This window comes from Sphingomonas turrisvirgatae, from assembly GCF_001721295.1.
GTDB classification, from domain to species: Bacteria; Pseudomonadota; Alphaproteobacteria; order Sphingomonadales; family Sphingomonadaceae; genus Sphingomonas; species Sphingomonas turrisvirgatae.
The window spans coordinates 124,177-147,263 of sequence record NZ_MDDS01000004.1 but is presented as its reverse complement, the minus strand read 5'-3'; the positions used below and the strand labels follow the sequence as shown (position 1 = coordinate 147,263).

Below are 23,087 nucleotides of genomic sequence, written 5' to 3'. Positions count from 1 at the left end.
CGCCCGCCGCGATCCCCGCGGCGCCCTCGATCAAAACTCATTGCCCTGTTCGTCTTCCCGGTCGTCCAACTTCATTCGAAACACCGAGCGCTGGACGAAGGCGCAGGCGTCAAGGCGCTCGGAATACACGCCTACAGAATAGGGTATAACCGAGTTCGCGGCACCGTGCGAACAATTTCGTCGCGATTGGGGCATGTTGCACCGCTGATTGCAACTGTTACGGCTCCGGTGCATTTTCGCCGCATGGACATTGCCGCACTGCTGACCGACCCGGCCGCCTGGGCCGCCCTCATCACGCTGATCATCATGGAAGTCGTGCTCGGCATCGACAACCTGATCTTCATCTCAATCCTGACCAACAAGCTGCCTGAGCATCAGCAGCAAAAGGCGCGGCGCATCGGCATCGGCCTGGCGCTGGTCATGCGCATCCTGCTGCTCTCGATGATTTGGATCATCGTATCGCTGACCACGCCGGTGTTCGATCTTGGCCTGCAAGGCGCGCCGGGCGCGCATGGCGCGCCGAGTTTCGAGACCGCCTTTTCCTGGCGCGACATCATCCTCATCGCAGGCGGACTGTTCCTGGTGTGGAAGGCGACCAAGGAAATCCACCACACCATGACGCCCGAGCCGAGCGATGCCGTGCTCGACAAGAAGCAGGTGGTCAGCCTGAATTTCGGGTCGGCGATCTTCCAGATCATCCTGCTCGACATGGTGTTCTCGATCGATTCGATCCTGACCGCAGTCGGCATGACCGACGAGATCGCGATCATGGTCACTGCGGTCGTGGTGACGGTCGGCGTGATGCTCGTGGCCGCCGATCCGCTGGCCAACTTCATCAAGCGCAACCCCACGGTGGTGATGTTGGCGCTCGGCTTCCTCCTCATGATCGGCGCGGTGTTGATCGCCGACGGGTTCGGCGTGCACGTGCCAAAGGGCTATATCTACGCCGCGATGGCATTCTCCGCGCTGGTCGAGATCCTTAATATGGCCTCACGCCGGAGCCAGACGAAGAACGCGCCCCCGCCGACCGACCATTGAGCGTTCAGCTTTAAGTCGCTAGGCGGGCGCATGACCGTTTATCTGCACGAAGAAGACATCCCCGCCGATCTGTTCGCGGCCGGTGCCGACATCGCCGTCGACACCGAGACGATGGGCCTCATCACCCCGCGCGACCGGCTGTGCGTGGTCCAGCTGTCGGACGGCGGGCCGGACGAACATCTCGTCCGGTTCAACCCGGGCAGCGATTATGCCGCGCCCAACCTGAAGGCGCTGCTCGCCGATCGCTCGCGGGTGAAGCTCTACCATTTCGGCCGGTTCGATGTCGCCGCGATCCAGCATTATCTGGGGGTGGTCGCAGCGCCGGTTTATTGCACCAAGATCGCGTCGCGGCTGGTGCGTACCTATACCGATCGGCACGGCCTCAAGGAGCTGGTGCGCGAATTGCTGGGGCAGGAAATCTCCAAGCAGCAGCAATCGTCCGACTGGGGCGCGCCCGAGCTGTCCGACGCGCAAAAGGACTATGCCGCATCGGACGTGCGCTACCTGCATGCCATGCGCGAGGAACTGAACCGCCGGTTGGCGCGTGAAGGGCGCATGGAACTTGCGCAGGCCTGCTTCGATTTCCTCCCGACCCGCGCGGCGCTCGACCTCGCCGGCTGGCCGGAAGTGGATATTTTTGCGCATGCCTGAGCTGAGCTGATGTCCGAGATCGCGCTTCAGGAACGATCGCGCCGCAAGCGTTGGGCGCGGCCGGGCAGCAGCCACGACTATCTCGTGCGCACCTTGTTGCTGGTGCTTCCCGCCGGCATCGGCGTGCTGGGCGCATTCCTCGTCATGGCACCGCTGTTCATGGGTGGCGACGTGTCGTTCGTGCTCGACAAGAACAAGGTCGACGTCGCAAGCGAGCGGATGCGCATCAACGCGGCGCGCTATCGCGGATCGGACGGCAAGGGTCAGCCCTTCGTGCTCCAGGCAGGCTCGGCGGTGCAGAAGAGCTCGGCCGAGCCGGTGGTGCAGTTGCGCGACCTGACCGCCGGCATCCGGCTGAGCGACGGGCCGGCTCAGGTGCGGGCAGAGCGCGGACGCTATGACATGGATAGCGAGCAGGTGGCGGTGGACGGGCCGCTCGCGGTCCGCACCAGCGATGGCTATCGCCTCGATACGCGCGATTCGACGATGGACCTCAAATCGCGCCGGCTTACCGGAACCGGCAACGTCGATGGCAGCACGCCGCTCGGCACGTTCAGCGGCAACCGGATGACCGCCGATCTCGACCAGCGGACGGTCCGTATAGAGGGCAATGCCCGCTTGCGGATCGATCCCAACCGCGCAAATAGGTGATCATGTCCCGCCCCCTCCTCATCGCCGCGACCGCAGCACTCGCCACTACAGCAGGCATGGTCGGTATCGCCGGCTCCGCGATGAGTCAGTCGCGCCATAATACCAACGCGCCGATCGACTTCGCCGCGCAGAGTATCGAGCTTCAGGACCGCGCCAACCGTGCCATCCTGTCAGGCGGGGTCCGGATCACGCAGGCGAACATGACGCTCACCGCCGCGCGCGTGACGGTGAGCTACACCGGGCAGGTGATCGATGGGTCGCCCTCGGTCTCGCGATTCGATGCATCGGGCGGAGTCACGGTGACTCGGCCCGACCAGACCGCACGTGCGCAATATGGCGTGTACGATATCAAACGCCGCGTCATCACCATGCTGGGCGGCGTGACGCTGACGCAGGGCGGCAACACGGTGAGCGGCGGACGGATGACGATCAACCTCGATACCGGTCGGGCGAGCATCGATGGGTCCGGCGTCGGCACCACCCGCGCGCCGGACGGCAGCGTGGTGCGTTCCGGCGGGCGCGTCACCGGTCGCTTCACGGTGCCCAAGCGCGACTGATCGCGACGCAGCGCTCGCTTCGTCGGGTTGTTCATGCACGAAACTTGCCAAGTGACGCGGGCAAAGGGATTCGCTAACGGTCGGGTGCGAGCAGAGAAGGCATATGGCGGACGTCGATACTCTTGAACCCGTGAGCGCGGTGCCGGACCTTGCGGCTGGCAACGGCCTGTCGGTGATTTCGATCGCCAAGTCCTATGACAAGCGCGTCGTGCTGTCCGATGTTTCGCTATCGGTCGGCAAGGGCGAGGTCGTGGGCCTGCTGGGTCCCAACGGCGCAGGCAAGACGACCTGCTTCTATTCGGTCATGGGCCTCGTAAAACCGGATTCGGGCCGCATCATGCTGGACGGGGTCGATATCACTCCCCTCCCCATGTATCGCCGCGCGATCCTGGGCCTGGGCTATCTGCCACAGGAAACCTCGATCTTCCGCGGGCTGACGGTTGCCAAGAACATCTCGGCCGTGCTCGAATTGTCTGAGCCGGACAAGGATGCGCGCGCCCGCCGGCTCGAACAGCTGCTGGGAGAGTTCGGCCTGACGCGGCTGCGCGACGCGCCGGCGATGGCGCTGTCGGGTGGTGAGCGCCGCCGCGCCGAGATTGCGCGCGCGCTCGCCGCCGATCCCTCGATCATGCTGCTGGACGAGCCGTTCGCGGGTATCGATCCGATTTCGATCTCCGATATCCGCGATCTGGTGAAGGAACTGAAGACGCGCAACATCGGCGTGCTCATCACCGACCACAATGTCCGCGAGACGTTGGACATCGTCGATCGCGCCTCGATCATCTATGACGGCCGCGTGCTGTTTGCCGGGTCGCCGGAGGATCTGGTCGCCGACGCGAATGTGCGCCGGCTGTACCTGGGCGAGGGCTTCTCGCTCTAAACCATGTCGCTCGCGCCGCGCCTCGATTTAAGGCAGTCGCAATCGCTGGTGATGACGCCGCAGTTGCAGCAGGCGATCAAGCTGCTGGCGTTGTCGAATCTCGAGATCGAGACCTTCATCGCCGAAGAAGTGGAAAAGAACCCGCTGCTCGACGCTGGTGCCGGCGATGACGAGCGCGGGGTGGCCGAGCCCGATCGTGAGCCAGTCGTCGAACGCGACGGCCCCGCCGATGCCGGCGAACTGCTCGACAGCGGTGCGTCGACCGGCGAGGCCGCACTGGACGTCGACCTTGCGACCGAAACGTTCCACCATGACAGCCCGTCGGATTCGATCGGCGGCCTCGACGGCGGACTCGGGCTCGCTGGAACGGGCAGCGGCGGGTCGGCCGAGGATGGGCCGGATTTCGACAGCTTCTCGGCGCCCGACCTCAGCCTGGCGGATCATCTACTCGCTCAGGCCGGTGCGACGGTCGGCGGGACCGACCTGTTCATCGCGCAGCACATCATCGATCAGATCGACGAGACCGGCTACCTCACGGCGTCGCTGCTCGACATGGCGACGCGGCTGGGCGTGCCGCTGGCGCGGGTCGAGGCGGTGCTGGCGATCATCCAGACCTTCGACCCGACCGGCGTCGGCGCGCGCGACCTGGCCGAATGCCTCGCGCTGCAAGCCAAGGAGGCGGATCGCTATGATCCGTGCATGGCGGCGCTGATCGCCAACCTCGACCTGCTGGCGCGCGGCGAACTCGGGCGCTTGAAGCGTATCTGCGGCGTGGATGACGAGGACATGGCCGACATGATCCGCGAACTGCGCAATTACGACCCCAAGCCGGGTTGCAAATATGGCGGCGAGCCGGTGCCGGCCGTCACCCCCGACATCTTCGTCGCGCCACGCGGGCAAGGCTGGGCGGTGGAACTCAACAGCGCCACCCTGCCCCGCGTGCTGGTCAACCGCGCCTATTATGCCGAGGTGTCGTCGGGGCCACAAGACAAGTCGAGCAAGGCGTGGCTCAGCGACATGCTCGCCAGCGCCAACTGGCTCGTGAAAGCGCTCGACCAGCGCCAGCGCACGATCATCAAGGTGGCGAGCGAGATCGTGAAGCAGCAGGAAGCGTTCTTCCGCCATGGCGTATCGCACCTGCGCCCGCTGACGCTGCGCAACGTCGCCGACGCGATCGAGATGCACGAGTCGACGGTCAGCCGCGTGACGAGCAACAAGTATCTCTACTGCGCGCGCGGGCTATTCGAACTCAAATATTTCTTCACCTCGGCGATCCAGTCGGCCGATGGCGGCGACGCAGTCTCGGCCGAAGCGGTCAAGAGCGCGATCCGCGCGCTGATTCAGGCCGAGGACGCGAAGAAGATCCTGTCCGACGACACGCTGGTCGAACTGCTCAATGCAAAGGGCTTCGACATCGCCCGGCGCACGGTGGCGAAGTATCGTGAGGCCATGGGGATCGGCAGCTCGGTCCAGCGCCGGCGGCAGAAGGCGCTGGAGGGGGCTTAGCGGCTTCGCCCGGCCGCTTCGGCAATCGCGTCGAGATCGCGGTCGAACAACCGCGCCGCATCGATCACCGTCGCCGCCGCGCCCTTGTAGAAGTCCTGCGGGATCTTGGCGAAGTCGTCGGTCGGCTTGTGATAGTCCGGATGATCCTCAACCCCGAAATAGGCGAACGGGATCTTGCGGCGGTGGAATTCGCGATGGTCGGAGCCGTCGGTCCAGTCGTCGGTGCCCTTCCACGGCAGCGCGTCATGGCCGAGCTTGAGCGTCACGGGCGCCGTTGCGGCCAATCCTTCCAGCCGCGCCCGCAGAAACGGATAATGGCTCGTGCCGGCCACCCACAGCTCACCCTTGTCGCCGCGGCCCAGCATGTCGAGGTTGAGGTTCATCACCATGCGCGACAGCGGCACCGGCGGCGCGTCGAGGAACGCGCTCACCCCACGCATCCCCCGCTCCTCTGCATCCCAGAACCCGAAGATCACATCATGCTGCGGATTGTCGCGCATGAAAGTCTGCGCGATGGCGAGCAACGCGGCGACGCCTGAGGCATTGTCGTCCGCACCGTTGAAAATCTGTCCCTCATGCGTGCCGAGATGATCGTAATGCGCGCCGATCACGAGCACGCGGTCGCCCTTCCCAGCGCCCCGGATGCGCCCGACCAGGTTCACGCCGTTATAGGGTTCGCCCTGCCGCGACTTGGCTTCGAATGCCTGCTCGAAGGTGGGATAGACGGGTTCGACGCCGATCGCCTTCAATCGCCGGGTAAGATAAGCGCGCGCCCTTGCACCACCCTCGCTGCCGGCCAGCCGCCCTACCATGTCGTCGGCGGACAGGATGCGGACGTCCTCAAGCAATTGCTGCTGCACCGACGCATCGAGCGTGGCCTGCGGCTTCTGCTGCGCCGACGCGGCGGGCAGGAACAAGACGGCCAGCGGAGCGCCAGTGAGGAAGAGAAAGCGAGCGATCATGAAACGAAGCGTTGCGCAGCGGCGGTCGTGCCGCAAGCGAAAAGCTCAGCTGCGCAGGATCTTCTCCATCGCTTTGCCCTTGGCCAGTTCGTCGATCAGCTTGTCGAGGTAGCGGATCTCGCGCATCAGCGGCTCTTCCACGTCTTCGACCCGCACCCCGCACACGCTACCCGTGATCCGCGCGCGATCCGGATTCATCGCCGGCGCCTGTTCGAAGAACGCCGTGAAATCGATCTTGTCCGCCAACACCCGGTCCAGCCCGGCCGCGTCATAGCCGGTGAGCCAATGGATGATTGCATCGACCTCAGCCTTGCTGCGCCCCTTCCGCTCGGCCTTCGCGACATACAGCGGATAAACGCTCGCGACGCCGGTCGAATAGATGCGATGGCCCGCCATGACGCCTCCTTGGTCGACGCAACTTATCACGGATATGCATTCGCATGTTGCGGATTCGCTGCAGCACGGTCAAGCAGCGCGCATGAGCAGCATCGGCATCTATGGCAGCCATGGCCGCATGGGCATGGCCATTCAGGACATTCTGGCGAGCGAGGGCGTGCGCTATGCCGGCGGTGCCGACGCGACCGACGATCCCGCACCCGTGGCACACGCCGCGACCGTGCTGGTCGATTTTTCGTCCGCCGGCGCGCTTGAGGCGCATCTGGTCGCGGCGCGCACGGCCGGCACCCCGATCGTGATCGGCACCACCGGCCTCACCGCGCAGCATCATGCCGCGATCGACCAGGCCGCGCGTGATATCGCGGTGCTGCAGACGGGCAACACCTCGCTCGGCGTGGTGCTGCTGGCCCGGCTCGTGCGCGAGGCGGCGGCGCGGCTCGGCCCGGACTGGGACATTGAAATCCTCGAGGCGCATCATCGTCACAAGCTCGACGCCCCGTCCGGCACCGCGCTGATGCTCGGCGAAGCGGCGGCCGCAGGGCGCGAGGTGCCGCTCGCTGAAGTGCGCGTGTCGGACCGCGCCGGCCTGTCGGGTGCGCGTGCCGAAGGTACGATCGGCTTCGCCTCGATCCGTGGCGGCAGCATCGTGGGCGATCACCATGTGGTGTTCGCCGGCACCGGCGAGCGAATCGAACTCAACCATCTGGCGCAGGATCGCGCGATCTTTGCGCGCGGCGCGGTCAAGGCGGCGCTGTGGCTCGCGAAGCAGCCTGCCGGACGCTACACGATGGATGCGGTGCTGGGCCTTTGAAGCGAGACAGCGTCTTCGAATTCTTCCGACGGCTGGCCGAAGCCAATCCGCATCCCGAGACCGAGCTTGAATCGATCAACGACTATACGCTGCTCGTCGCGGTCGTGCTGTCGGCGCAGGCAACCGATGCCGGGGTTAACAAGGCGACGCGCGCCTTGTTCGCGCAGGTGGACACACCCGAAAAGATGGTCGCGCTGGGCGAAGACGGCCTCAAGCAGCACATCAAGACGATCGGGCTTTTCAATACCAAGGCAAAGAACGTCATCGCGCTGAGCGAGGCGCTGATCGCGCAGCATGGCGGGCAAGTGCCGGCCGACCGCGACGCGCTGGAGCAGCTACCCGGGGTCGGGCGCAAGACCGCCAATGTCGTGATGAACGTCGCGTTCGGCGCGGAAACCTTTGCGGTCGACACGCACATCTTCCGCGTCGGCAACCGAACCGGCCTGGCGCCGGGCAAGACGGTGCTCGCGGTCGAGAAGCAGTTGGAGAAGAAGGTCCCGCAGCCCTTTCGCGTCCATGCGCATCACTGGCTGATCCTGCACGGTCGCTATGTCTGCAAGGCTCGCACGCCCGAATGCTGGCGATGCAACGTCGCGGACCTTTGCCGTTACAAGCTCAAGACGCCGCCGCCAAAGAATCGACGCAATAACGCGGACACCGCTGCCGTTTAGCGCTGGCGCAACCCGGGAGGCTTTGCTAGGCGCTGCATCCCACGCACCCGTAGCTCAGCTGGATAGAGCGCTGCCCTCCGAAGGCAGAGGCCAGGGGTTCGAATCCCTTCGGGTGCGCCATTTCGGTTCAAAGGCACGAACGCCTAGCACCGCCGCCTCTACGCCAGAGGCGGCGGTTAGCGTTCGGAGCAACTCGCTGCGCAGGCCGCGAATCCGAACCTCTTTCCGGCTCACGACTTCCACACGCTGTGCGACCGCCCGCACCTGATCGCGGGCGAACGTGCCGTCGCCGTTCCGCAGCTTCTTGCGTAGGGCGACCGCAAAGGCGCGCAGGCTTTCCGGCGTGATCGCGGGGCCGATCCTTACGATATGCGCCACGGCGCGCTCGGCATCGCCCTTGGCCTGGTCCCGCGTCGCGGTCAGCTCGGCGATGCGATCCTTGAGCGACGGGTCGCTTACGTCGATAACGCCATTCTCGATCGCGTCGTAAAGCCGCTTGAGCTTCGCTTCCGCCTCGGTCGCCCGCCGCTCAAGATCAGCCACATGCTCGCGGCGCTGGTTCACCCACTCGTCGCGGCGTTCTAGGATCTGATCCATCAGAACTTCGAGCCGCGCCGGGTCAAGCAGCCGCGCTTCGAGGTGATCGACTACGGCCTTGTTGAGCTGGTCCATCGGCACGGTGATGCCGGGGCAGCCGGTAGCGCCCTGCCGCGCCTTCGTCGAGCAGGTGTAATAGCGATACTCGCGCCCCACGCTGCTGGTGCCGGTGCGCAGCGTCATCGCGCCGCCGCAGCACGCGCAGAAGCAGATGCCGGTGAGCAGCGTCGGGCCGCCCACCGCCATCGGCGCCATCATCTTCGGGCTGCGCGCCTTGAGCGAGCGCTGGACCGCCTCGAACTCCGCTTCTGAGACGATCGCGGGCACTTCCATGACGGCGTGCTCGGCCTCGGGCTTGGGCGTCCTCGTCTTGTGGTCGCGGGTGTTGAAGCGGTGTTGGCCGATGTAGGTCGTGCGAGTGAGAACTTGATGCACCGCGCCCAAGCCCCAGCGTCCGCCGTCGCGGGTGCGGATGTTGTTCTCGTTGAGCCAAGTGGCGATGGACTTGAGTCCCATTGGCCCCCTGTTATCGACGCCGTTCAGCGCCATGCGGTAGATGCGCCGCACCGTCTCGGCCTGGATCGGGTCGATTTCCAGCTTCTTCTTGATCTTCGCGCCGCGCTCGCCGGCCGCGACCACGCGGTAGCCGATCGGCGCGCGGGCGCCGTTCCAGAAGCCTTGCCGGGCATTCTCCTTCATCGCGCGCAGCGTGTGCTTGCCGTTCTCCTTCGACTGATACTCGTCGAACAGCGTCATGATCTGGCGCATCATGATGCTCATCGGATCGTCGCCCAGGTCTTGAGTGATCGAGACGAGCTTCACGCCGTTCTTCGCCAGCTTGCGGACGTAGAACTCGAACTGGAACTGGTCGCGGAAGAACCGCGAGAAGCTGTGGACGAGGATGACGTTGAACGTCGGCGGCTTGACCATCGCGGCGTCGATCATCGCCTGGAAAGCGGGGCGACGATCATCGGTCGCGGTGTTGCCCGGCTCGACGAACTCGGCCGCGACTTCCCAGCCGCGCGACAGGCAATAGCCTTCGATCTGGCGGCGCTGGTCGGGAATCGACAGGTCGCTCTCGGCCTGCCGGCCGGTGGAGACGCGCAGATAGAGCGCGGCGCGGGCCGTCGCCATGACCGGCGGGGTCTCCTCGACGCGAAGGGCGGCGTCGGTCATGGCATGGTCCTCCTTATCTCACGGCAAGGGTCCGAACAGGTCGTCCAGCTCCTTGCGCAAATGGCCTTCGATCGCGCGCAGCTCTGCGTCGCCGATCGGAACCCGCTCGGGCCAGTCGTCCGTGACAACGATCGGCCCGCTATCCTTGATGACGCGCCCGCGGGACGCGGCTCGCTGCGGCGGCGCGCGCATATAGTCGTGCAGGTCTTCGAGACCTTCCGACCAGCCGCAGGGCGCGCGGCGGGGACGACGTTTGCGTGGCAGGGCCATCCGCCCACGTTGGCGCGCGACCGCGCAGGGTGCAAATGATCCGGCCGGGCGTAGCGCAGATAGGGGTTCACGGCGGGTCGGGCGAAGCTGCCTCCAGACGCTCCCGCGCTTCCGACTCGTTCGCAGCCGTCAGCAACGCCGTCCAATCGTCGGGCGGATTGCCCTTGTCGAGCATCTTGCGGAACACCGCATAGGCGTCCGACTTCGATCCATAGGTGCGTAACGTGGTCTCGTCGTTCACCCAGGCGAAGACGATGACCTTCGCACTGGTGCTGTAGCGGAAGAACAGTCGGAACCGGCCGCCGCCGAACTTCGCCCGGAACCAGTGCTTGCGGTCGTCCCCCAGCGTGCCACCCTGCCGATACTCCGGGCGTGTGGGATCTTGCGGAATGGTCTCGAATACGAGCTGGCGCAGCGCCGCCAGCAATTTCGCATTGGCTGATTTGTGCCAGCCGCGCGGGTCTTTCTCCCGCAGGCGCGCGACAGCCGCCCCCAGCTTCTCGAATTGATCGAGAAACAGAGGGTGGGCAATAAGCTGCCACCCGTTGACGACCATCATCAGAGATCGACATCGCCGTCGATCGGCGCATCGAGATCGACCTTAACGCCCTCGGTCAGCGCCGCGATGCGTTCGGCGAGCGCGGGGGACAGCGCGCTCAGCGCCTCGGGCCGGCGTTTAATGTCCTCGGCCAGGAACGACAGAAAGCTGTCGATCGCCGGATCGTCATGCTCGGCGTCGGCGCGATGCACCGACACGCCATGCTCATCGACGCGAAAGGCGATCTTGCCGCCGTAATCGACACCGAGCGCCTGGCGGACGGACTTCGGAATCGTCGTCTGACCCTTGGCGGTGATGGTGCTGATTTCTTCGAGCAACGCGGGCATAGCAACCTCCTACAGGGCGCAGAATGTAAGGAAAAACCATTACTTTGTCAAGGTGGGCTTTTCGGCGGGATCACGTCCGACTGGGCAGACCATTCCGCTCAATCAGTCCGATAGCAAAGGAAGTTGCGTGGTTGCTTCTCGTTGGACTTGCCCAATGTCCGGCAGAACATATGGCGAAACCTCATTTCTTCCGGCAGTGTTGCGTGCGGGGCTGCATTATTACAACCGCTGCGAGTCGCGGGAAGAAAACGGGGGCGGGATGATTCTCACTGACAATGAGACAAAGGTCGATCTCCTCAACAATGAGGCGATCGCCAAGACCATCATCGAGCTGCTGCGCGAAAAGCCCGAGCGCGCCGTGACGATCGGCGTTCACGGTGACTGGGGTGCGGGAAAGTCCAGCATCCTCGAAATGATCGAGAACGGCCTCAGTTCTGATGAGGACGTGCTCTGCATCAAATTCAACGGCTGGCGCTTTCAGGGATTCGAAGACGCCAAGATCGCGTTGATCGAGGGCATCGTCACCGGGCTTATTGAAAAGCGCCCATTGCTCACCCAGGCCGGCATGGCCGCGAAAGACATCTTCCGGCGGATCGACTGGCTCAAAATCGCGCGGCACGGGGGCGGTCTCGCTTTCACCGCGTTCACCGGCATCCCCACGGCCGATCAGGTCGGCGCGGTGGTCGGCAACTTGAAGGGTATTTTCGCCGATCCCTCGAAACTCGCCACGCAGGAGAACTACGACAAAGCCATCGACGGTGTGCAGGGACTGCTGAAACCCGGCGAGTCGAAGAATGTGCCGGAAGAGATCGAGGCGTTCCGGAAAGCTTTTGACGATCTGCTCAAGCAGGCCGGCGTCAAGCAACTGATCGTCCTCATCGACGATCTCGACCGCTGCCTGCCGGACACGGCGATAGAAACGCTCGAAGCCGTCCGTCTGTTCGTCTTCACCGCCCGCACCGCGTTTATCGTCGCGGCCGACGAGGCGATGATCGAATATTCGGTGCGCAAACATTTCCCCGAGCTGCCGGACACGACCGGTCCCCGCGACTATGCACGGAACTATCTCGAAAAGCTGATCCAGATCCCGTTCCGGATTCCGGCTTTGGGCGAGACCGAAACCCGTATCTACGTCACCCTGTTGCTCATCGGCGCCGAGCTGGGCGAGGACGATCCCGCTTACTCGGCGCTCATCACCGTCGCGCGTGAATTGCTCAAACGCCCTTGGCAAACGGCCGGGCTCGATGCGCAGACGGTCAAGACCGCTTTGGGCGACAAAGCCGGCCAGGTCCAGAACGCGCTTACCTTGAGCGATCAGATCGGTCCGATCCTGGCCAGTGGGACTCAGGGCAATCCGCGGCAGATCAAGCGCTTCCTGAACACTCTGCTGCTGCGCCATCAGACCGCGCTCGCCCGCGGTTTCGGAGATGAGGTGAAGCTGCCCGTCCTGGCGAAGCTCATGCTGGCCGAACGGTTCCTCTCCAGATTGTTCGACCAGATCGCCAGCGCCGCTGCCCGCGATCCGGACGGACGCTGCGTAGATTTGGCGGCGCTTGAAGCCGGCGCGTCGGAGGAAAAGCCAGCCCCCAAAGCGAAGCGGGCCGGGCCGAAGATCAGTTCCACTGATGACACCAAGCCGACCGCTGTGCCGGACTCCAAGGACAGCGCCATCCTGACGGAATGGAAGGCGGCCGACGCGATACGGGCCTGGGCGCGGCTGACACCGGCCTTGGCCGAAGTCGATCTGCGCCCCTATCTGTTCGTGACCAAGGATCGAAAGGACTATTTCGGCGCGGCCTCCGTCCTCGGCCGTCTCGCCGCTGTGGTCGAGAAGCTGCTCGGCCCAAAACTCGCTGTCCAGGCGTTCGAAGGCGACCTCAAGCAGCTCGTTCCGGCTGAGGCCGCGCAGGTCTTCGAGGAGTTGCGCGGGCGCGTCATGGGTGGCGACGCCTTCGATACGACGCCGCCCGGCATTGATGGGCTCGCCGTGCTGGTTCGCGCCCATCCCACACTGCAAGCCAATCTTCTCGACCTGCTCGAAGCCGTGCCAGCCGATCGGTGCGGACCGTGGCCCGCGTCAGGTTGGGAGGGAATCATCAAGGATTCTGACGCCGTGGCGCGCTTCGAGAAGCTACTCCAGGGATGGTCCACGTCCCAATCTTCCTTCCTGAAGACGACGGCCAGCGCCGCGCTTCGCACTCGAAAAGGCGGGCGCTGATGGGAACGTCGAATGCTTATGGGGGTGCAGGTGGCGGCACGCCGCTGATCCCGAGTTGGTTGCAGGGCGACGGTGACGGCGGGGCCGGTGCGGGCGCGGGTGATGGCGACGGGGCACAACCCCCGTCACCTGATGGATCGCCTCCAGCAGTTCCTCCAGCACCAGCGCCGCGGCCGACCGCGCCGGCAGGGGCATCGGATCGGTTCACATCGGCCCGGAACAATTTCACGCGCTTCGCAAGTTCGGGCGGAAGCGACCGCAGGAGCCTCGGCCGCGCGGTCTCGCAATATGTGTCCAAATCGGCGGGCGGCTCACGCCAGGCCGCGCAGCGCATGGGCTCATCGCGGGGCGCGGGCGCCGGACTGGTCAGGTTCCTCAACGACGCCAGCGCGAATGGCGTGCGCGAAGCGTTGCGAACGCTCAACCTCGAAAGCCTCGCCGGGCGTCCGATCGAGGAAGTGTTCGCGGGACTCGCAGATTACATCTGCCCCGAAGGCGGGTCGATCGACGAGGGCATCGCGCGGGACGCCTTCGTCGAGACCATCGCGGATCTCGCCGGTGCGGGCATTACCGACATCGACGCGCTGACACCCGGTCAAATCCAGACCGTTTTCGAACTATACGCGACGCACGCGATCGAGGCGCGCATCTGCAACGACATCGGCACCAAGGTCGTAACCTTACCTGCCGACCCGCGCGCGGCCGAGAGGGTTCAGTCGCAACTGCGTGATTTCATCCAGCGCGGTGTCAGCGACGCGATCAACGCTGCGGGCGTCAACATACAGTCGCTGACTCCTGACGCGGTGATGGGCTTCGTGACCAACGTCTATCAATCCGCCTTCGACGTGTTGCAGACGATGGGCGATGGGGAGGCAGCGAAATGAGGCGGCATGTCATCATCGGCCGTTTCGGCGAGGACGATAAGACCCGCGTTCCCAAGGCGCGCGATGAGGTCGCATCGACCTTGCAGTTGGTGGCGGGCAAGCGTCTCGATCATGGGATCGGCCGCGCCTTGGCCGATCTCAAGGCGCTGCACCTGACCCCGAGCGAGATCGGCGCGGACATGCTCGTAGTCGCGGCCCATGTTCATGCCGCGGACACCCGCATCTCCCGCTCGACGGAATCGCAGGATGCCTGGACGCGCGAGATTCGGCTGGTCATCCCGGTGAGCGATCCCGTGCGATGGACAGCCACCGCGCCCATCCTGGTCCGCGCCCTGAACTTCCTGACCGGCGACAGATGGGGTGTTGGATTCCGCAAGCGGACGAAGGGATACGCGAAGCTGGTTTCTCCTGCCGCGCCCACTCTCATTCCCGCCCCGTTCGATCGCGTGAGTCTGTTCTCCGGCGGTTTGGACAGCTTGATCGGCGCGATCGACAGCCTGAACGCCGGCGAGACGCCGCTTCTGGTCAGCCACGCCGGCGAAGGACTGGTGAGCAAGTCGCAGGAGCAGTGCTTCGATGGTTTGAAAGCCGCCCATAAAGCATCCGCCTTCGATCGATTGCGGGTGTGGATGAGCTTTGACACCGGGCTGGTCGAGGATGTCGGGTCGGAGGACACCACGCGCGGCCGATCCTTCCTGTTCTTCTCGCTGGGCGTCGCCGCCGGGACCGCGCTCGGCCGCGACTTCGTGCTCAAGGTTCCGGAAAACGGCTTGATCGCGCTCAATGTGCCGCTCGATCGACTTAGGCTCGGCGCGCTCAGCACCCGAACGACGCATCCTTTCTACATAGCTCGGTGGAACGAATTGCTCGGCGCGCTCGGTGTGGGAGGCGAGGTCGAAAATCCCTATTGGCACAAGACCAAGGGGGAAATGGTCGCCGAGTGCGCCAATCCTGCCTTGTTGAAGCAGCTCGCCCCTCTGTCGCTATCGTGTTCATCGCCGACGAAGGGGCGCTGGACCAAGAAGCCACAAGGACACTGCGGATACTGTCTGCCATGTCTCATTCGGCGGGCCTCTCTGCGAGGCAAGGATGCGACAGTTTACGGGGTGCCCGACCTGAAGGCTGCCACATTGGACACCAGGCAGGCCGAAGGTCAGCAGGTCCGATCCTTCCAGATCGCGATCGCGCGGCTATCGAAGCGCCCGGAACTCGCAAAGGCCCTCATCCACAAGCCGGGGCCTCTCTATGATGATCCCTCCCGCCACGATGACTTGGCCGAAGTCTATCGCCGCGGATTGGAGGAGGTTGGGCGCTTGCTGACTGGCGTTCGCGCCGCACCGTCGTAAGAGGCCCCATGCGATCGGGTCTCGTCGATTTTCATTGCCACCTCGATCTCTACCCCGACCACGCGGCCGCGGTGGAGCGTTGCGAGCGCGATGGCGTGTTCACCCTCACCGTGACCACCACGCCCAAGGCTTGGCCGCGCAATCACGAACTGGCGTCTGCCACCCGTCATGTCCGAGCGGCTCTCGGCCTGCATCCTCAACTGGTCGCCGACCGCGCTCATGAGATCGGACTATGGGAGGAATTGCTACCGCGAACGCGCTATGTCGGCGAGGTCGGGCTGGACGCTGGCCCACGCTTCTACAAGTCGTTCGAGACGCAGAAGAAGATTTTCGCTCGGGTGCTGTCGCTCTGCGCGGCGGCGGGAAACAAGATCGTCACGACGCATAGCGTCCGCGCGACCAAAGCCGTGCTCGATATGATCGAGCAATACATGCCGCCCCCGCGCGGGCGCGTGGTGCTCCATTGGTTCACCGGCACCGCAGCAGAGGCCAAGAGAGCGGTCGATCTCGGCTGCTATTTTTCGGTGAACGCGGAGATGCTCGTTAATGAAAAGCGCACGGCGATAACCAAGGCGCTGCCCTTGGATCGCGTTCTAACGGAAACAGATGGGCCGTTCACCCAGACGGACGCCCGTCCTGCCACGCCGAGCGATGTCTGGATCGCTGTGGAAGGCTTGGCGCGTCTGCACGGACTGACGCCAGCAGATATGTCCGCCACGATCATGCGGAATCTGAAAAGCCTGCTCGCTGAGCAAAGCTAGGCTCGTTAGGAGCGGGGCGCCTCGTCGATCCCGAACAAGCGCCAGAATCCGTCAATGAAGGGCTGCAAGCTCTCCGGACCAAGCGTGTCATCAACGACCTCGCCCAGATAGGCCGGGTCTTGCCATGCCGCATCCGTGAAATAATCGTCGCCGGTGATAACCCTGTAGTCTCGTATGCCGGTCAACGTCGCCATCGCGACCCAAGGCCTTCGATGCCAAAACTTCTCAGACGTGCGACCGCGCTGCGCGCCGCCCCGATCACCTGCTCATCAAAATACTTCCGCCAGATGATCTTCTGGCCATCCTTGGTCCGTCCAATCGCCCAGGCGAAATCCACATAGCCGCGCCGGTGATTGACCGACCATGTGCGCACGGCATTGCTGTCCTGGTCGATCGGCGAGTGGACGACCAAGCCGTCCAGACCGATCACCATGTCTATGCCGCCACTGACGCGCGGCGGCAGAACCGCCGTCTCGCGGGTCACGCGGATGTCCCGCGCCTCGCGCAGAACCGACATGGGAGCGACGGTCAGAACGGCGGCCGGGACTTCGGCGAGGCGGCACGGCATGTCCTTCCCGGTCGTCGCCTCGACGGCCCGATGATGGAGATCCCGAATCTTGCGTGGCATCTCATCCGAGGCGGCGAACGCCTGCCGCAGCTCGCCGGTGCCCATCTCGTAATTCCCCCGACTATTCCGACCGTAGAAACGGCTGCTCTTATTGTAGGTGACGCGATGCGGGGCGACGGTGCTGGCGCCGACGCGCATCACGAGGACGGCCGCCCCACTCGCCAGTGTGATCGTCTGCACCCGGAACTGCGGAATGCGCGGATCGATGCAGTTTCGCAATTGATCCTCAATCCGCAGCAGATCGGTATCCAACGTCGCGGCGGAGATACCAACGATCTCGGCCGCGACACCGTTGCCGTCTTCCCGCACTCCGATGACCATATCCCCGCCGTCCGTGTTGGCGAAGGCGCTCACGTCGGCGAGGAAGTCCTTCACAGCCTTCTCGCCCGCGCCTGGAAAGATCAGCTTGAAGTCCAAGCTGCGGCCTTCAGACCGGCCGTAGGTCACTAAGGCTTCGAGGTCTGCGACTCCGATCTGGTCGAGTGGCTTGTCAATCATGTCGTCGCTTATCACGAGGACAGCGAGGACTGAAAAGGGGGAACGTCTTCCCCTACTGGTGAGCCCGAAGTCTCACCAGACCCCTTCAAGCGGGGACACCCCGCAACGCCCCGCTCGGCGTCTCCACGCCGATACGTAAATCCGTGTCCACGGATTTGCGCTTCTTAGCATCTATGGAGATCGGGCCAGGGCTACACCGGCCCGATCGCATTGTTGTAGCTCTCCCCGTCGGTGGGGTGGGCGACGCTTCCCTTTAGGCCCGCCGCGCCGGTCCGCAACGCGCGCAGGCGCGCTTACCTCCTCTGCGTTCCGGCCCTACGGGTGCTGCCCGGCTCCGCCGGCGGGCCTGCCGGTCCGCTCCTTCGCCGCCCACCCCATTCCGGGGTGAGTGCGGTTTGAAGGAGAAGTGTGATGAACGCTGTTACCGAAACCGTCGCCGCCGAGCCTGTGTCGGGCGTCGAGATTTTCGTGCCGCTCGCCAAGCTCAAGAAGTCCCCGCGCAATGCCCGCAAGGTGCCGCATGGGGAAGCCGCTATCGAGGCGCTGGCCGCTTCCATCCAGCACAAGGGGCTGATCCAGAACCTTGTCATTGAGCCGGAAGCCAAGGAGGACGGGACGCCGACCGGATATTACCTCGTTACCGCTGGCGAGGGCCGCAGGCTGGCGATGCTGCTGCGCGCCAAGCGCAAGCAGATCAAGAAATCCGAGCCGGTGCGCTGCTGGCTGGATACGCTGAACGATCCCGCCGAGATCAGTCTGGACGAGAACGTGACCCGGACGCCCATGCACCCCGCCGACCAGTTCGAGCGGTTCGCGGAGCTTTCCAACGACAAGGGTTGGGGGGCGCAGGAGATCGGCGCGCGGTTCGGCGTGTCGGCGGGCGCGGTGAAGCAGCGGCTTCGCTTGGGGGCTGTCAGCCCGAAGCTGTTGCAGGTCTATCGGGAGGACGGACTTACGCTGGACCAGCTTATGGCCTTCGCCATCACCGAGGACCATGCCCGTCAGGAGCAGGTGTTCGAGGGGCTGCATCACAACCGCGAGCCGTGGATCATCCGGCGCGACATGACCGCGAGCAATGTTCCGGCGACCGACCGGCGCGCGGTGTTCGTCGGTGCCGACGCCTATGTCGAGGCGGGCGGCAATATCATCCGTGACCTGTTCAGCGAGGATCGAGGCGGGTTCTTCGAGGATGCGGGCTTGCTCGACATGCTCGCCGCCGAGAAGTTGCGCGAGATCGCCGGGGCCGTGCAGGCCGAGGGCTGGAAATGGGCCGAGGCGCATATCGACTATCCCCACGCCCACGGGATGCGGCGCTTCTATCCGCAGACCATCGCCCTGTCGGATGAGGACGAGGCGCGGCTGGAAGCGCTGTCCACCGAGCATGACGAGCTTGCCGAGGGCTATTCGTCCTATGACGAGATGCCCGAGGACGTGGCCGAGAAGCTGGAGGCGATTTCCGACGAGATCGACGCCATTTCGGCCAAGCGTCACGCCTACGACGCCAATGTGATCGCGCATGGCGGCGTGTTCGTGGTGCTGCACCATGACGGCACGGTCAGGATCGAGCGCGGTTTCGTCCGTCCCGAGGACGAGGCGCTGGCCGATCCGCAGCCCGAGGACGAAGGCGAAGCCTTCGACCCGGAGGCCGTGGAGGACGAGCAAGCCGAGGACGGCGACGAGGAAGTGCAGGAAATCGAGGAAGAGGACGAGGAACCGGGCAAGCCGATTTCCGACAGCCTCACCCGCGACCTGTCCGCCCATCGGACGCTGGCCCTTCGCGTGGCGCTTGGCGAGCGGCCCGATCTAGCGCTGATCGCCCTGATCCACACGCTCACGGCGCAGTTGTTTTACAGCTACGCTGAGGCCGGTTGCCTTGAGGTTCGTCCGACCGTGACGCCGCTTGGCAGCCACGCGGACGGGATCGAGGACACGCCGCTTGCCGCCAAGGCGAACGAGGCGCGCGAGGCGTGGGCCGAGCGGATGCCGCGTGACGTGGCCGACCTGTGGGGCTTCATCGTCGGGCTGGACGACGAGAAGCGGCTGGCGCTGCTGGCGCATTGTGCGTCCCGCACCGTCAATGCCCTGCGTCTGCCGTGGGACCGCAAGCCCCGCTCGCTGCAAACCGCCGACCGGCTGGCGAGCGCGCTGGCGCTGGACGTGGCGAAGGACTGGACGCCGACCGTGGACAGCTACCTTGGCCGCGTCACCAAGGCGCATATCGTCGAGGCCGTCGCCGAAGGCGTGTCGGAGGACGCCGCCCGCCGTATCGCGGACATGAAGAAGCCGGACATGGCGCAGGCCGCCGAGCAGCTTCTGGCCGGGACCGGATGGTTGCCCGCGATCCTGCGGACCCCCGAGCCGGAGGCGGAGCAGCCCGCACCCGTCGAGGCCGAGGATGCCGAGACCGTGGAGCAGCCGTCCGGAGCGGAGGCCCCCGATACCGGAGCGGAGGACGGCGAAGCCTCCTACGCCGTCGCCGCCGAATAGCGGCATCGGGCCGGGGCCGCGCCAGCGGTCCCGGCCTTCCTTTACCGCCTGCCAGAATCGCGACCGCTCCTCGCCGAGCGCGGTCGCTTCGTTTGATTTCAGCGCTCGCCGGGCACTGCCCGGCTCGCGGATCATCCCTTGAAGTTTTGGGTAATTTGGACAAGAACCGCCGCAGGCTTACAGGCAGAGTTGTTATCGCGCATCGCGATATAAGACACCGATGTTAGGCAGTGATGCTTCCATCTACCCTTATTGCAGCTTTACGGCTGAGCGGACGATCCGATCGAACGCATAGGAGTGCCTGTAAGCCGCCTATTAAGGGGGTGGGGTGTCAAGTCTGGCGAAACTGCAAGCGGCGAAGTCGCTCGATGACCTAGCAGCGATCCTGGGCTACAAGCCCGCAGCGCTTGCTTATCTGCTTTATCATCTTCCCGACGCGCAGAAATACACCGCGTTCACTATTCCCAAGCGCAACGGGAATCCGAGGCCGATTCTCGCCCCCACGCCCAAACTCAAGCTCCTGCAACGGCGGCTCGCCAACGTCCTCTACCTGGCGCTGGCCGACATCGACAAGGCAGGCGCGCCACGACGGCCGCTCTCGCATGGCTTTGCCAAGCATCTGTCCATCGTGACGAACGCCGCTGTCCACAGGCGACAGCGATATGTGCTGAATCTCGATCTCAAGGACTTCTTCCCGTCGATCAACTTCGGTCGCGTGCGCGGCATGTTCATCAAGGACAAGCGCTTCGGTCTCGATCCCAAGGTTGCGACCCTCATCGCGCAGATTGCCTGCCACGACCACGTCCTTCCCCAAGGCAGCCCCTGTTCGCCGGTCATTTCCAATATCGTCGGACACCTCCTGGACATTCGGCTCGTTCGCTTCGCCAAGGCGCAGAAATGCACCTACTCGCGCTATGCCGACGACATCACCTTCTCCACGAACGCCAAGGCGCTCCCGGCAGAGGTCGCCGTCCCGATACCGGGATCAGAGCATGACTGGACGCTGGGCGCAGCGCTGCTGAAGGAGATCGACAAGGCTGGCTTCGAGGTGAATCCGGCCAAGACGCGGATGCAGTATCGCGGGTCACGCCAGGTCACGACCGGTTTGCTCGTCAACGAGAAGCCAAATATCCGACCGGAATACTACCGCACGGTGCGCGCGATGTGCTGGTCACTGTTCAACAGCGGAACCTACTATCGCATGGTCCCCGCCGCGCTGGCGGGCGGCAAGCCGGGCGATCCCGATGTGCAGGAGCCGGCCACCTCGCTTGCGCCGCTGCAAGGGACGCTGGGCCACGTCTATCATGTGCGCGATCAGGTCGATACGCGATCCTCTGTCGACAAGAAGAAAGAGGCGACGGCAACGCGGAAGCTCTACATCCGCTTTCTGTTCTACCGACATTTCGTCGTTGCACCCAAACCGCTCATCATCCCCGAAGGCAAGACCGACTCCGTCTATCTGCGCGCTGCGATGGAGAAGCTCGCGGCGTACCATCCGCAGCTTGGCGCAATGGATAAGGGGAAGTTCAAACCCGCGCTCAAGTTCATGAATTTTTCGAGCACGGTCCATGACGTCCTACAGATCGGCAATGGTGCGGGCGATCTCCTGCACTTCATTCGGAAATATCCTGACGCGCTCAAGCACTACCGGCACCGGCCTTTGCCCAACCCCATCATCGTGTTGATCGATAATGACGATGGCGCCAAAGACATATTCAGCGTCGCCAAGAATTTCGGCGCTCCCAATATTTCGCGAACTTCTACGGACCCGTTCCACCGGCTCGCCGCCAATCTCTATCTGATCAAAACGCCGGAGATCGGCGCGAAAGGGACAAGCTGCATTGAGGACTCGTTCGATCCTGCACTTTTGAAGACCGTCATCGACGGCAAAGTGTTCGACCCTAACAAGAAGCATGGTGAACCCGGAAAATACGGGAAAGCTAGGTTCGCCGAGAAGGTCGTGCAGCCGCAAAAGGACACGATCGACTTCTCGAAATTCACGAGCCTGCTCGACCGTATCGTCGCAGCCCTCGACGATTACGCCGCCAATCCGCCACCACCGTGATGCGATCAAGCGCGCGGGGGCATGTGGCTGGCGTCGAGCCGGCGATGGATGAGCGATACGAGCGTCAGAAGATCCTCGGCGTCGGTCTTGGTCATTGGCCAGTGGATGCGCGCTTCATGGGCGGTCGGATTGCGGAACATCCCGAAGACGCCTTTGGTCAGATTTGCGAAGCCGCTTTGCTCGCTACGCTCGCTCGCCGTGCCGCGCGGATTGATCGCCAGCATCGGCAGATCGCCGCCCAGCACGCGGTCCACCAGCGTTCCCCCATCGTCGGTCAAACCCGTCATGACGCGCATCTTGTCGGCGACGCTTTTCACCGCTTCCTGGACCGCATGGAAATAGTCGTCGGCTAGCAGTTCCGCGCGGCAGAAGCGCAGCACATCGGGATGAACGCCGCGCGTCTCCAGATCGGTGCGCAGTTCTTTTGCGCGACGCTGTGCTTCCGGCAGCGTCGTCGCCTGTTCGACGGTTTCGATCTTTCCGGCTTCGCTGACCACGAGGCCCGCGAAGGCGAGCGCCTGGTTGAGACTGGCGCGCATCGGCTCGTAGCGATGCGGCTCGCGGCTGTAGCGGGCCGGCCTCATCGCATGGCGGATGAAGCCGAGGATGCGCGTGCGGTCCTGTCGGGCGTTCTGGCTGGCGGCGAAGGCGTTGTAAATCCGGTGCCGCTTGGTCATCTCGCCTGGATCGGTCATCTGACAGGTCGCAAACAGCATCGCGATCTCGGTCCCCTTGAGCCCCGTATCCGTGTCGCCGAGTGCGCCGGCAATGGCTTCGAGCTGATCCTGCGAAAACAGTTGCGCCACCTTTTCCTTCTCCCCCTTGCGAACCTCCGCGGTCTCCTTTGGTCGAATCGGAAACCACCTTGGAACGTAGGATGAACATCGCGCAAGGCTGTTGGCAGAGTTGCCGGCATAATCGCCGGTCATAAGAAACTCCCTACCTTCCGGGCCGAACACCCGGCGGCCTCCCCAATGGCTTGTCTGACCGAAGCCGATCGCCATCCCGCAAGGGCGTCGTTCGGCTTTTTTCCGCCGCCTTCGGCTTTGCATCGCGAAACAAAAAAGCCGCCCGCCGTCCAACCTCCTCTGCGTTCCGGCCGCAAGCGGTGCGGGGTCGATCGTGCCCCGGCCGACGCCGAGCCATCGA

Annotated in this window: 22 protein-coding genes, 1 tRNA gene and 1 pseudogene; 16 read left to right on the top strand and 8 right to left on the bottom strand. The window is 64.3% G+C overall.

Annotation, left to right across the window (positions count from 1 at the left end):
- Positions 1 to 243: 243 nt before the first annotated feature.
- The 6 genes from BFL28_RS01455 (at position 244) to rpoN (ending at position 5,283) form a co-directional block, all read left to right on the top strand.
- The gene (locus BFL28_RS01455) at positions 244 to 1,038 is read left to right on the top strand and encodes a TerC family protein (protein WP_069318856.1); all 795 of its coding nucleotides are present in this window, start codon (positions 244 to 246) and stop codon (positions 1,036 to 1,038) included.
- Positions 1,039 to 1,068: 30 nt separating this feature from the next.
- On the top strand, positions 1,069 to 1,689 hold the full coding sequence (locus BFL28_RS01450; protein WP_069318855.1) for a ribonuclease D: 621 nt from the start codon (positions 1,069 to 1,071) through the stop codon (positions 1,687 to 1,689).
- Between the two features lie 9 nt (positions 1,690 to 1,698).
- Complete coding sequence (gene lptC, locus BFL28_RS01445; RefSeq protein ID WP_069318854.1) at positions 1,699 to 2,340, top strand: LPS export ABC transporter periplasmic protein LptC; 642 nt, start codon at positions 1,699 to 1,701, stop codon at positions 2,338 to 2,340.
- A 2-nt stretch (positions 2,341 to 2,342) separates the two neighbouring features.
- A complete protein-coding gene (locus BFL28_RS01440) occupies positions 2,343 to 2,897 on the top strand; it encodes an LptA/OstA family protein (protein WP_079246860.1) in 555 nt (184 codons plus the stop codon).
- 103 nt (positions 2,898 to 3,000) lie between these two features.
- Positions 3,001 to 3,777 (top strand): LPS export ABC transporter ATP-binding protein, encoded by a 777-nt coding sequence (gene lptB, locus BFL28_RS01435; protein WP_069318852.1) that lies wholly within the window; start codon positions 3,001 to 3,003, stop codon positions 3,775 to 3,777.
- Between the two features lie 3 nt (positions 3,778 to 3,780).
- Complete coding sequence (rpoN, locus tag BFL28_RS01430; protein ID WP_069318851.1) at positions 3,781 to 5,283, top strand: RNA polymerase factor sigma-54; 1,503 nt, start codon at positions 3,781 to 3,783, stop codon at positions 5,281 to 5,283.
- Here rpoN and BFL28_RS01425 read toward each other — a convergent pair.
- Together BFL28_RS01425 and BFL28_RS01420 are read right to left on the bottom strand one after the other, a co-directional pair.
- Complete coding sequence (locus BFL28_RS01425) at positions 5,280 to 6,245, bottom strand: M20/M25/M40 family metallo-hydrolase (protein WP_069318850.1); 966 nt, start codon at positions 6,243 to 6,245, stop codon at positions 5,280 to 5,282. The two genes, rpoN and BFL28_RS01425, sit on opposite strands and share 4 nt — an antisense overlap.
- A 45-nt stretch (positions 6,246 to 6,290) precedes the next feature.
- Positions 6,291 to 6,641, bottom strand: coding sequence for a DUF2200 domain-containing protein (locus BFL28_RS01420; RefSeq protein ID WP_069318849.1), 351 nt, complete (start codon positions 6,639 to 6,641; stop codon positions 6,291 to 6,293).
- A gap of 82 nt (positions 6,642 to 6,723) precedes the next feature.
- Here BFL28_RS01420 and dapB point away from each other — a divergent pair, with 82 nt between their 5' ends.
- From dapB to BFL28_RS21375, 4 genes are all read left to right on the top strand, one after another.
- Entirely contained in the window at positions 6,724 to 7,452 is a 729-nt protein-coding gene (gene dapB / locus BFL28_RS01415) for a 4-hydroxy-tetrahydrodipicolinate reductase (protein WP_069318875.1), read from the top strand.
- Positions 7,449 to 8,123, top strand: a complete 675-nt coding sequence (nth, locus tag BFL28_RS01410) for an endonuclease III (protein ID WP_069318848.1) — start codon at positions 7,449 to 7,451, stop codon at positions 8,121 to 8,123. The genes dapB and nth overlap by 4 nt, the downstream gene beginning before the upstream one ends.
- A gap of 43 nt (positions 8,124 to 8,166) precedes the next feature.
- Positions 8,167 to 8,243: transfer RNA gene (locus BFL28_RS01405), tRNA-Arg, on the top strand.
- Positions 8,244 to 8,492: 249 nt separating this feature from the next.
- On the top strand, positions 8,493 to 8,708 hold the full coding sequence (locus BFL28_RS21375) for a hypothetical protein (RefSeq protein WP_241527177.1): 216 nt from the start codon (positions 8,493 to 8,495) through the stop codon (positions 8,706 to 8,708).
- A 111-nt stretch (positions 8,709 to 8,819) separates the two neighbouring features.
- Here the strand turns inward: BFL28_RS21375 and BFL28_RS21370 are convergent.
- From BFL28_RS21370 to BFL28_RS01390, 3 genes and pseudogenes are all read right to left on the bottom strand, one after another.
- Positions 8,820 to 9,854, bottom strand: a pseudogene (locus BFL28_RS21370) (recombinase family protein); the annotation flags it as partial.
- Positions 9,855 to 10,233: 379 nt separating this feature from the next.
- Positions 10,234 to 10,725 carry a type II toxin-antitoxin system YhaV family toxin gene (locus BFL28_RS01395; RefSeq protein ID WP_069318847.1) on the bottom strand — a complete coding sequence of 164 codons (492 nt, stop codon included), beginning with the start codon at positions 10,723 to 10,725 and terminating at the stop codon, positions 10,234 to 10,236.
- A complete protein-coding gene (locus BFL28_RS01390; protein ID WP_069318846.1) occupies positions 10,725 to 11,051 on the bottom strand; it encodes a type II toxin-antitoxin system PrlF family antitoxin in 327 nt (108 codons plus the stop codon). Before BFL28_RS01390 ends, BFL28_RS01395 begins: the two co-directional genes overlap by 1 nt.
- A 199-nt stretch (positions 11,052 to 11,250) precedes the next feature.
- Here BFL28_RS01390 and qatA point away from each other — a divergent pair, with 199 nt between their 5' ends.
- The 4 genes from qatA to qatD are packed head-to-tail and all read left to right on the top strand — an operon-like array spanning position 11,251 to position 16,260.
- On the top strand, positions 11,251 to 13,269 hold the full coding sequence (qatA, locus tag BFL28_RS01385) for a Qat anti-phage system ATPase QatA (RefSeq protein ID WP_241527176.1): 2,019 nt from the start codon (positions 11,251 to 11,253) through the stop codon (positions 13,267 to 13,269).
- Positions 13,194 to 14,153 (top strand): Qat anti-phage system associated protein QatB, encoded by a 960-nt coding sequence (qatB, locus tag BFL28_RS21760; protein WP_338152229.1) that lies wholly within the window; start codon positions 13,194 to 13,196, stop codon positions 14,151 to 14,153. Before qatA ends, qatB begins: the two co-directional genes overlap by 76 nt.
- Positions 14,150 to 15,499 (top strand): Qat anti-phage system QueC-like protein QatC, encoded by a 1,350-nt coding sequence (gene qatC, locus BFL28_RS01375; protein WP_069318844.1) that lies wholly within the window; start codon positions 14,150 to 14,152, stop codon positions 15,497 to 15,499. Before qatB ends, qatC begins: the two co-directional genes overlap by 4 nt.
- An 8-nt stretch (positions 15,500 to 15,507) precedes the next feature.
- Positions 15,508 to 16,260, top strand: a complete 753-nt coding sequence (qatD, locus tag BFL28_RS01370) for a Qat anti-phage system TatD family nuclease QatD (protein ID WP_069318843.1) — start codon at positions 15,508 to 15,510, stop codon at positions 16,258 to 16,260.
- A gap of 5 nt (positions 16,261 to 16,265) precedes the next feature.
- Here qatD and BFL28_RS01365 read toward each other — a convergent pair whose 3' ends face one another.
- Positions 16,266 to 16,454: a hypothetical protein gene (locus BFL28_RS01365; RefSeq protein WP_069318842.1), complete on the bottom strand. Its 189-nt coding sequence runs from the start codon at positions 16,452 to 16,454 to the stop codon at positions 16,266 to 16,268.
- Entirely contained in the window at positions 16,442 to 17,386 is a 945-nt protein-coding gene (locus tag BFL28_RS01360; RefSeq protein ID WP_069318841.1) for an AlbA family DNA-binding domain-containing protein, read from the bottom strand. Before BFL28_RS01360 ends, BFL28_RS01365 begins: the two co-directional genes overlap by 13 nt.
- A 411-nt stretch (positions 17,387 to 17,797) precedes the next feature.
- Here BFL28_RS01360 and BFL28_RS01355 point away from each other — a divergent pair, with 411 nt between their 5' ends.
- Both BFL28_RS01355 and BFL28_RS01350 read left to right on the top strand, forming a co-directional pair.
- The gene (locus tag BFL28_RS01355; protein ID WP_069318840.1) at positions 17,798 to 19,873 is read left to right on the top strand and encodes a ParB/RepB/Spo0J family partition protein; all 2,076 of its coding nucleotides are present in this window, start codon (positions 17,798 to 17,800) and stop codon (positions 19,871 to 19,873) included.
- Between the two features lie 328 nt (positions 19,874 to 20,201).
- On the top strand, positions 20,202 to 21,938 hold the full coding sequence (locus BFL28_RS01350) for a retron Ec67 family RNA-directed DNA polymerase/endonuclease (protein WP_069318839.1): 1,737 nt from the start codon (positions 20,202 to 20,204) through the stop codon (positions 21,936 to 21,938).
- Positions 21,939 to 21,943: 5 nt separating this feature from the next.
- Here the strand turns inward: BFL28_RS01350 and BFL28_RS01345 are convergent, their stop codons facing one another.
- Positions 21,944 to 23,020, bottom strand: a complete 1,077-nt coding sequence (locus BFL28_RS01345) for a TIGR02391 family protein (RefSeq protein ID WP_241527175.1) — start codon at positions 23,018 to 23,020, stop codon at positions 21,944 to 21,946.
- Positions 23,021 to 23,087 lie beyond the last annotated feature (67 nt).

Bases quoted from the DNA above. Each gene is read 5' to 3' on its own strand.
- BFL28_RS01455 (WP_069318856.1), top strand. From the start codon at position 244: ATGGACATTGCCGCACTGCTGACCGACCCGGCCGCCTGGGCCGCCCTC.
- BFL28_RS01450 (WP_069318855.1), top strand. From the start codon at position 1,069: ATGACCGTTTATCTGCACGAAGAAGACATCCCCGCCGATCTGTTCGCG.
- lptC (WP_069318854.1), top strand. From the start codon at position 1,699: ATGTCCGAGATCGCGCTTCAGGAACGATCGCGCCGCAAGCGTTGGGCG.
- BFL28_RS01440 (WP_079246860.1), top strand. From the start codon at position 2,343: ATGTCCCGCCCCCTCCTCATCGCCGCGACCGCAGCACTCGCCACTACA.
- lptB (WP_069318852.1), top strand. From the start codon at position 3,001: ATGGCGGACGTCGATACTCTTGAACCCGTGAGCGCGGTGCCGGACCTT.
- rpoN (WP_069318851.1), top strand. From the start codon at position 3,781: ATGTCGCTCGCGCCGCGCCTCGATTTAAGGCAGTCGCAATCGCTGGTG.
- BFL28_RS01425 (WP_069318850.1), bottom strand. From the start codon at position 6,245: ATGATCGCTCGCTTTCTCTTCCTCACTGGCGCTCCGCTGGCCGTCTTG.
- BFL28_RS01420 (WP_069318849.1), bottom strand. From the start codon at position 6,641: ATGGCGGGCCATCGCATCTATTCGACCGGCGTCGCGAGCGTTTATCCG.
- dapB (WP_069318875.1), top strand. From the start codon at position 6,724: ATGAGCAGCATCGGCATCTATGGCAGCCATGGCCGCATGGGCATGGCC.
- BFL28_RS21375 (WP_241527177.1), top strand. From the start codon at position 8,493: ATGCGCCACGGCGCGCTCGGCATCGCCCTTGGCCTGGTCCCGCGTCGC.
- BFL28_RS01395 (WP_069318847.1), bottom strand. From the start codon at position 10,725: ATGATGGTCGTCAACGGGTGGCAGCTTATTGCCCACCCTCTGTTTCTC.
- BFL28_RS01390 (WP_069318846.1), bottom strand. From the start codon at position 11,051: ATGCCCGCGTTGCTCGAAGAAATCAGCACCATCACCGCCAAGGGTCAG.
- qatB (WP_338152229.1), top strand. From the start codon at position 13,194: ATGGTCCACGTCCCAATCTTCCTTCCTGAAGACGACGGCCAGCGCCGC.
- qatC (WP_069318844.1), top strand. From the start codon at position 14,150: ATGAGGCGGCATGTCATCATCGGCCGTTTCGGCGAGGACGATAAGACC.
- qatD (WP_069318843.1), top strand. From the start codon at position 15,508: ATGCGATCGGGTCTCGTCGATTTTCATTGCCACCTCGATCTCTACCCC.
- BFL28_RS01365 (WP_069318842.1), bottom strand. From the start codon at position 16,454: ATGGCGACGTTGACCGGCATACGAGACTACAGGGTTATCACCGGCGAC.
- BFL28_RS01360 (WP_069318841.1), bottom strand. From the start codon at position 17,386: ATGATTGACAAGCCACTCGACCAGATCGGAGTCGCAGACCTCGAAGCC.
- BFL28_RS01355 (WP_069318840.1), top strand. From the start codon at position 17,798: ATGAACGCTGTTACCGAAACCGTCGCCGCCGAGCCTGTGTCGGGCGTC.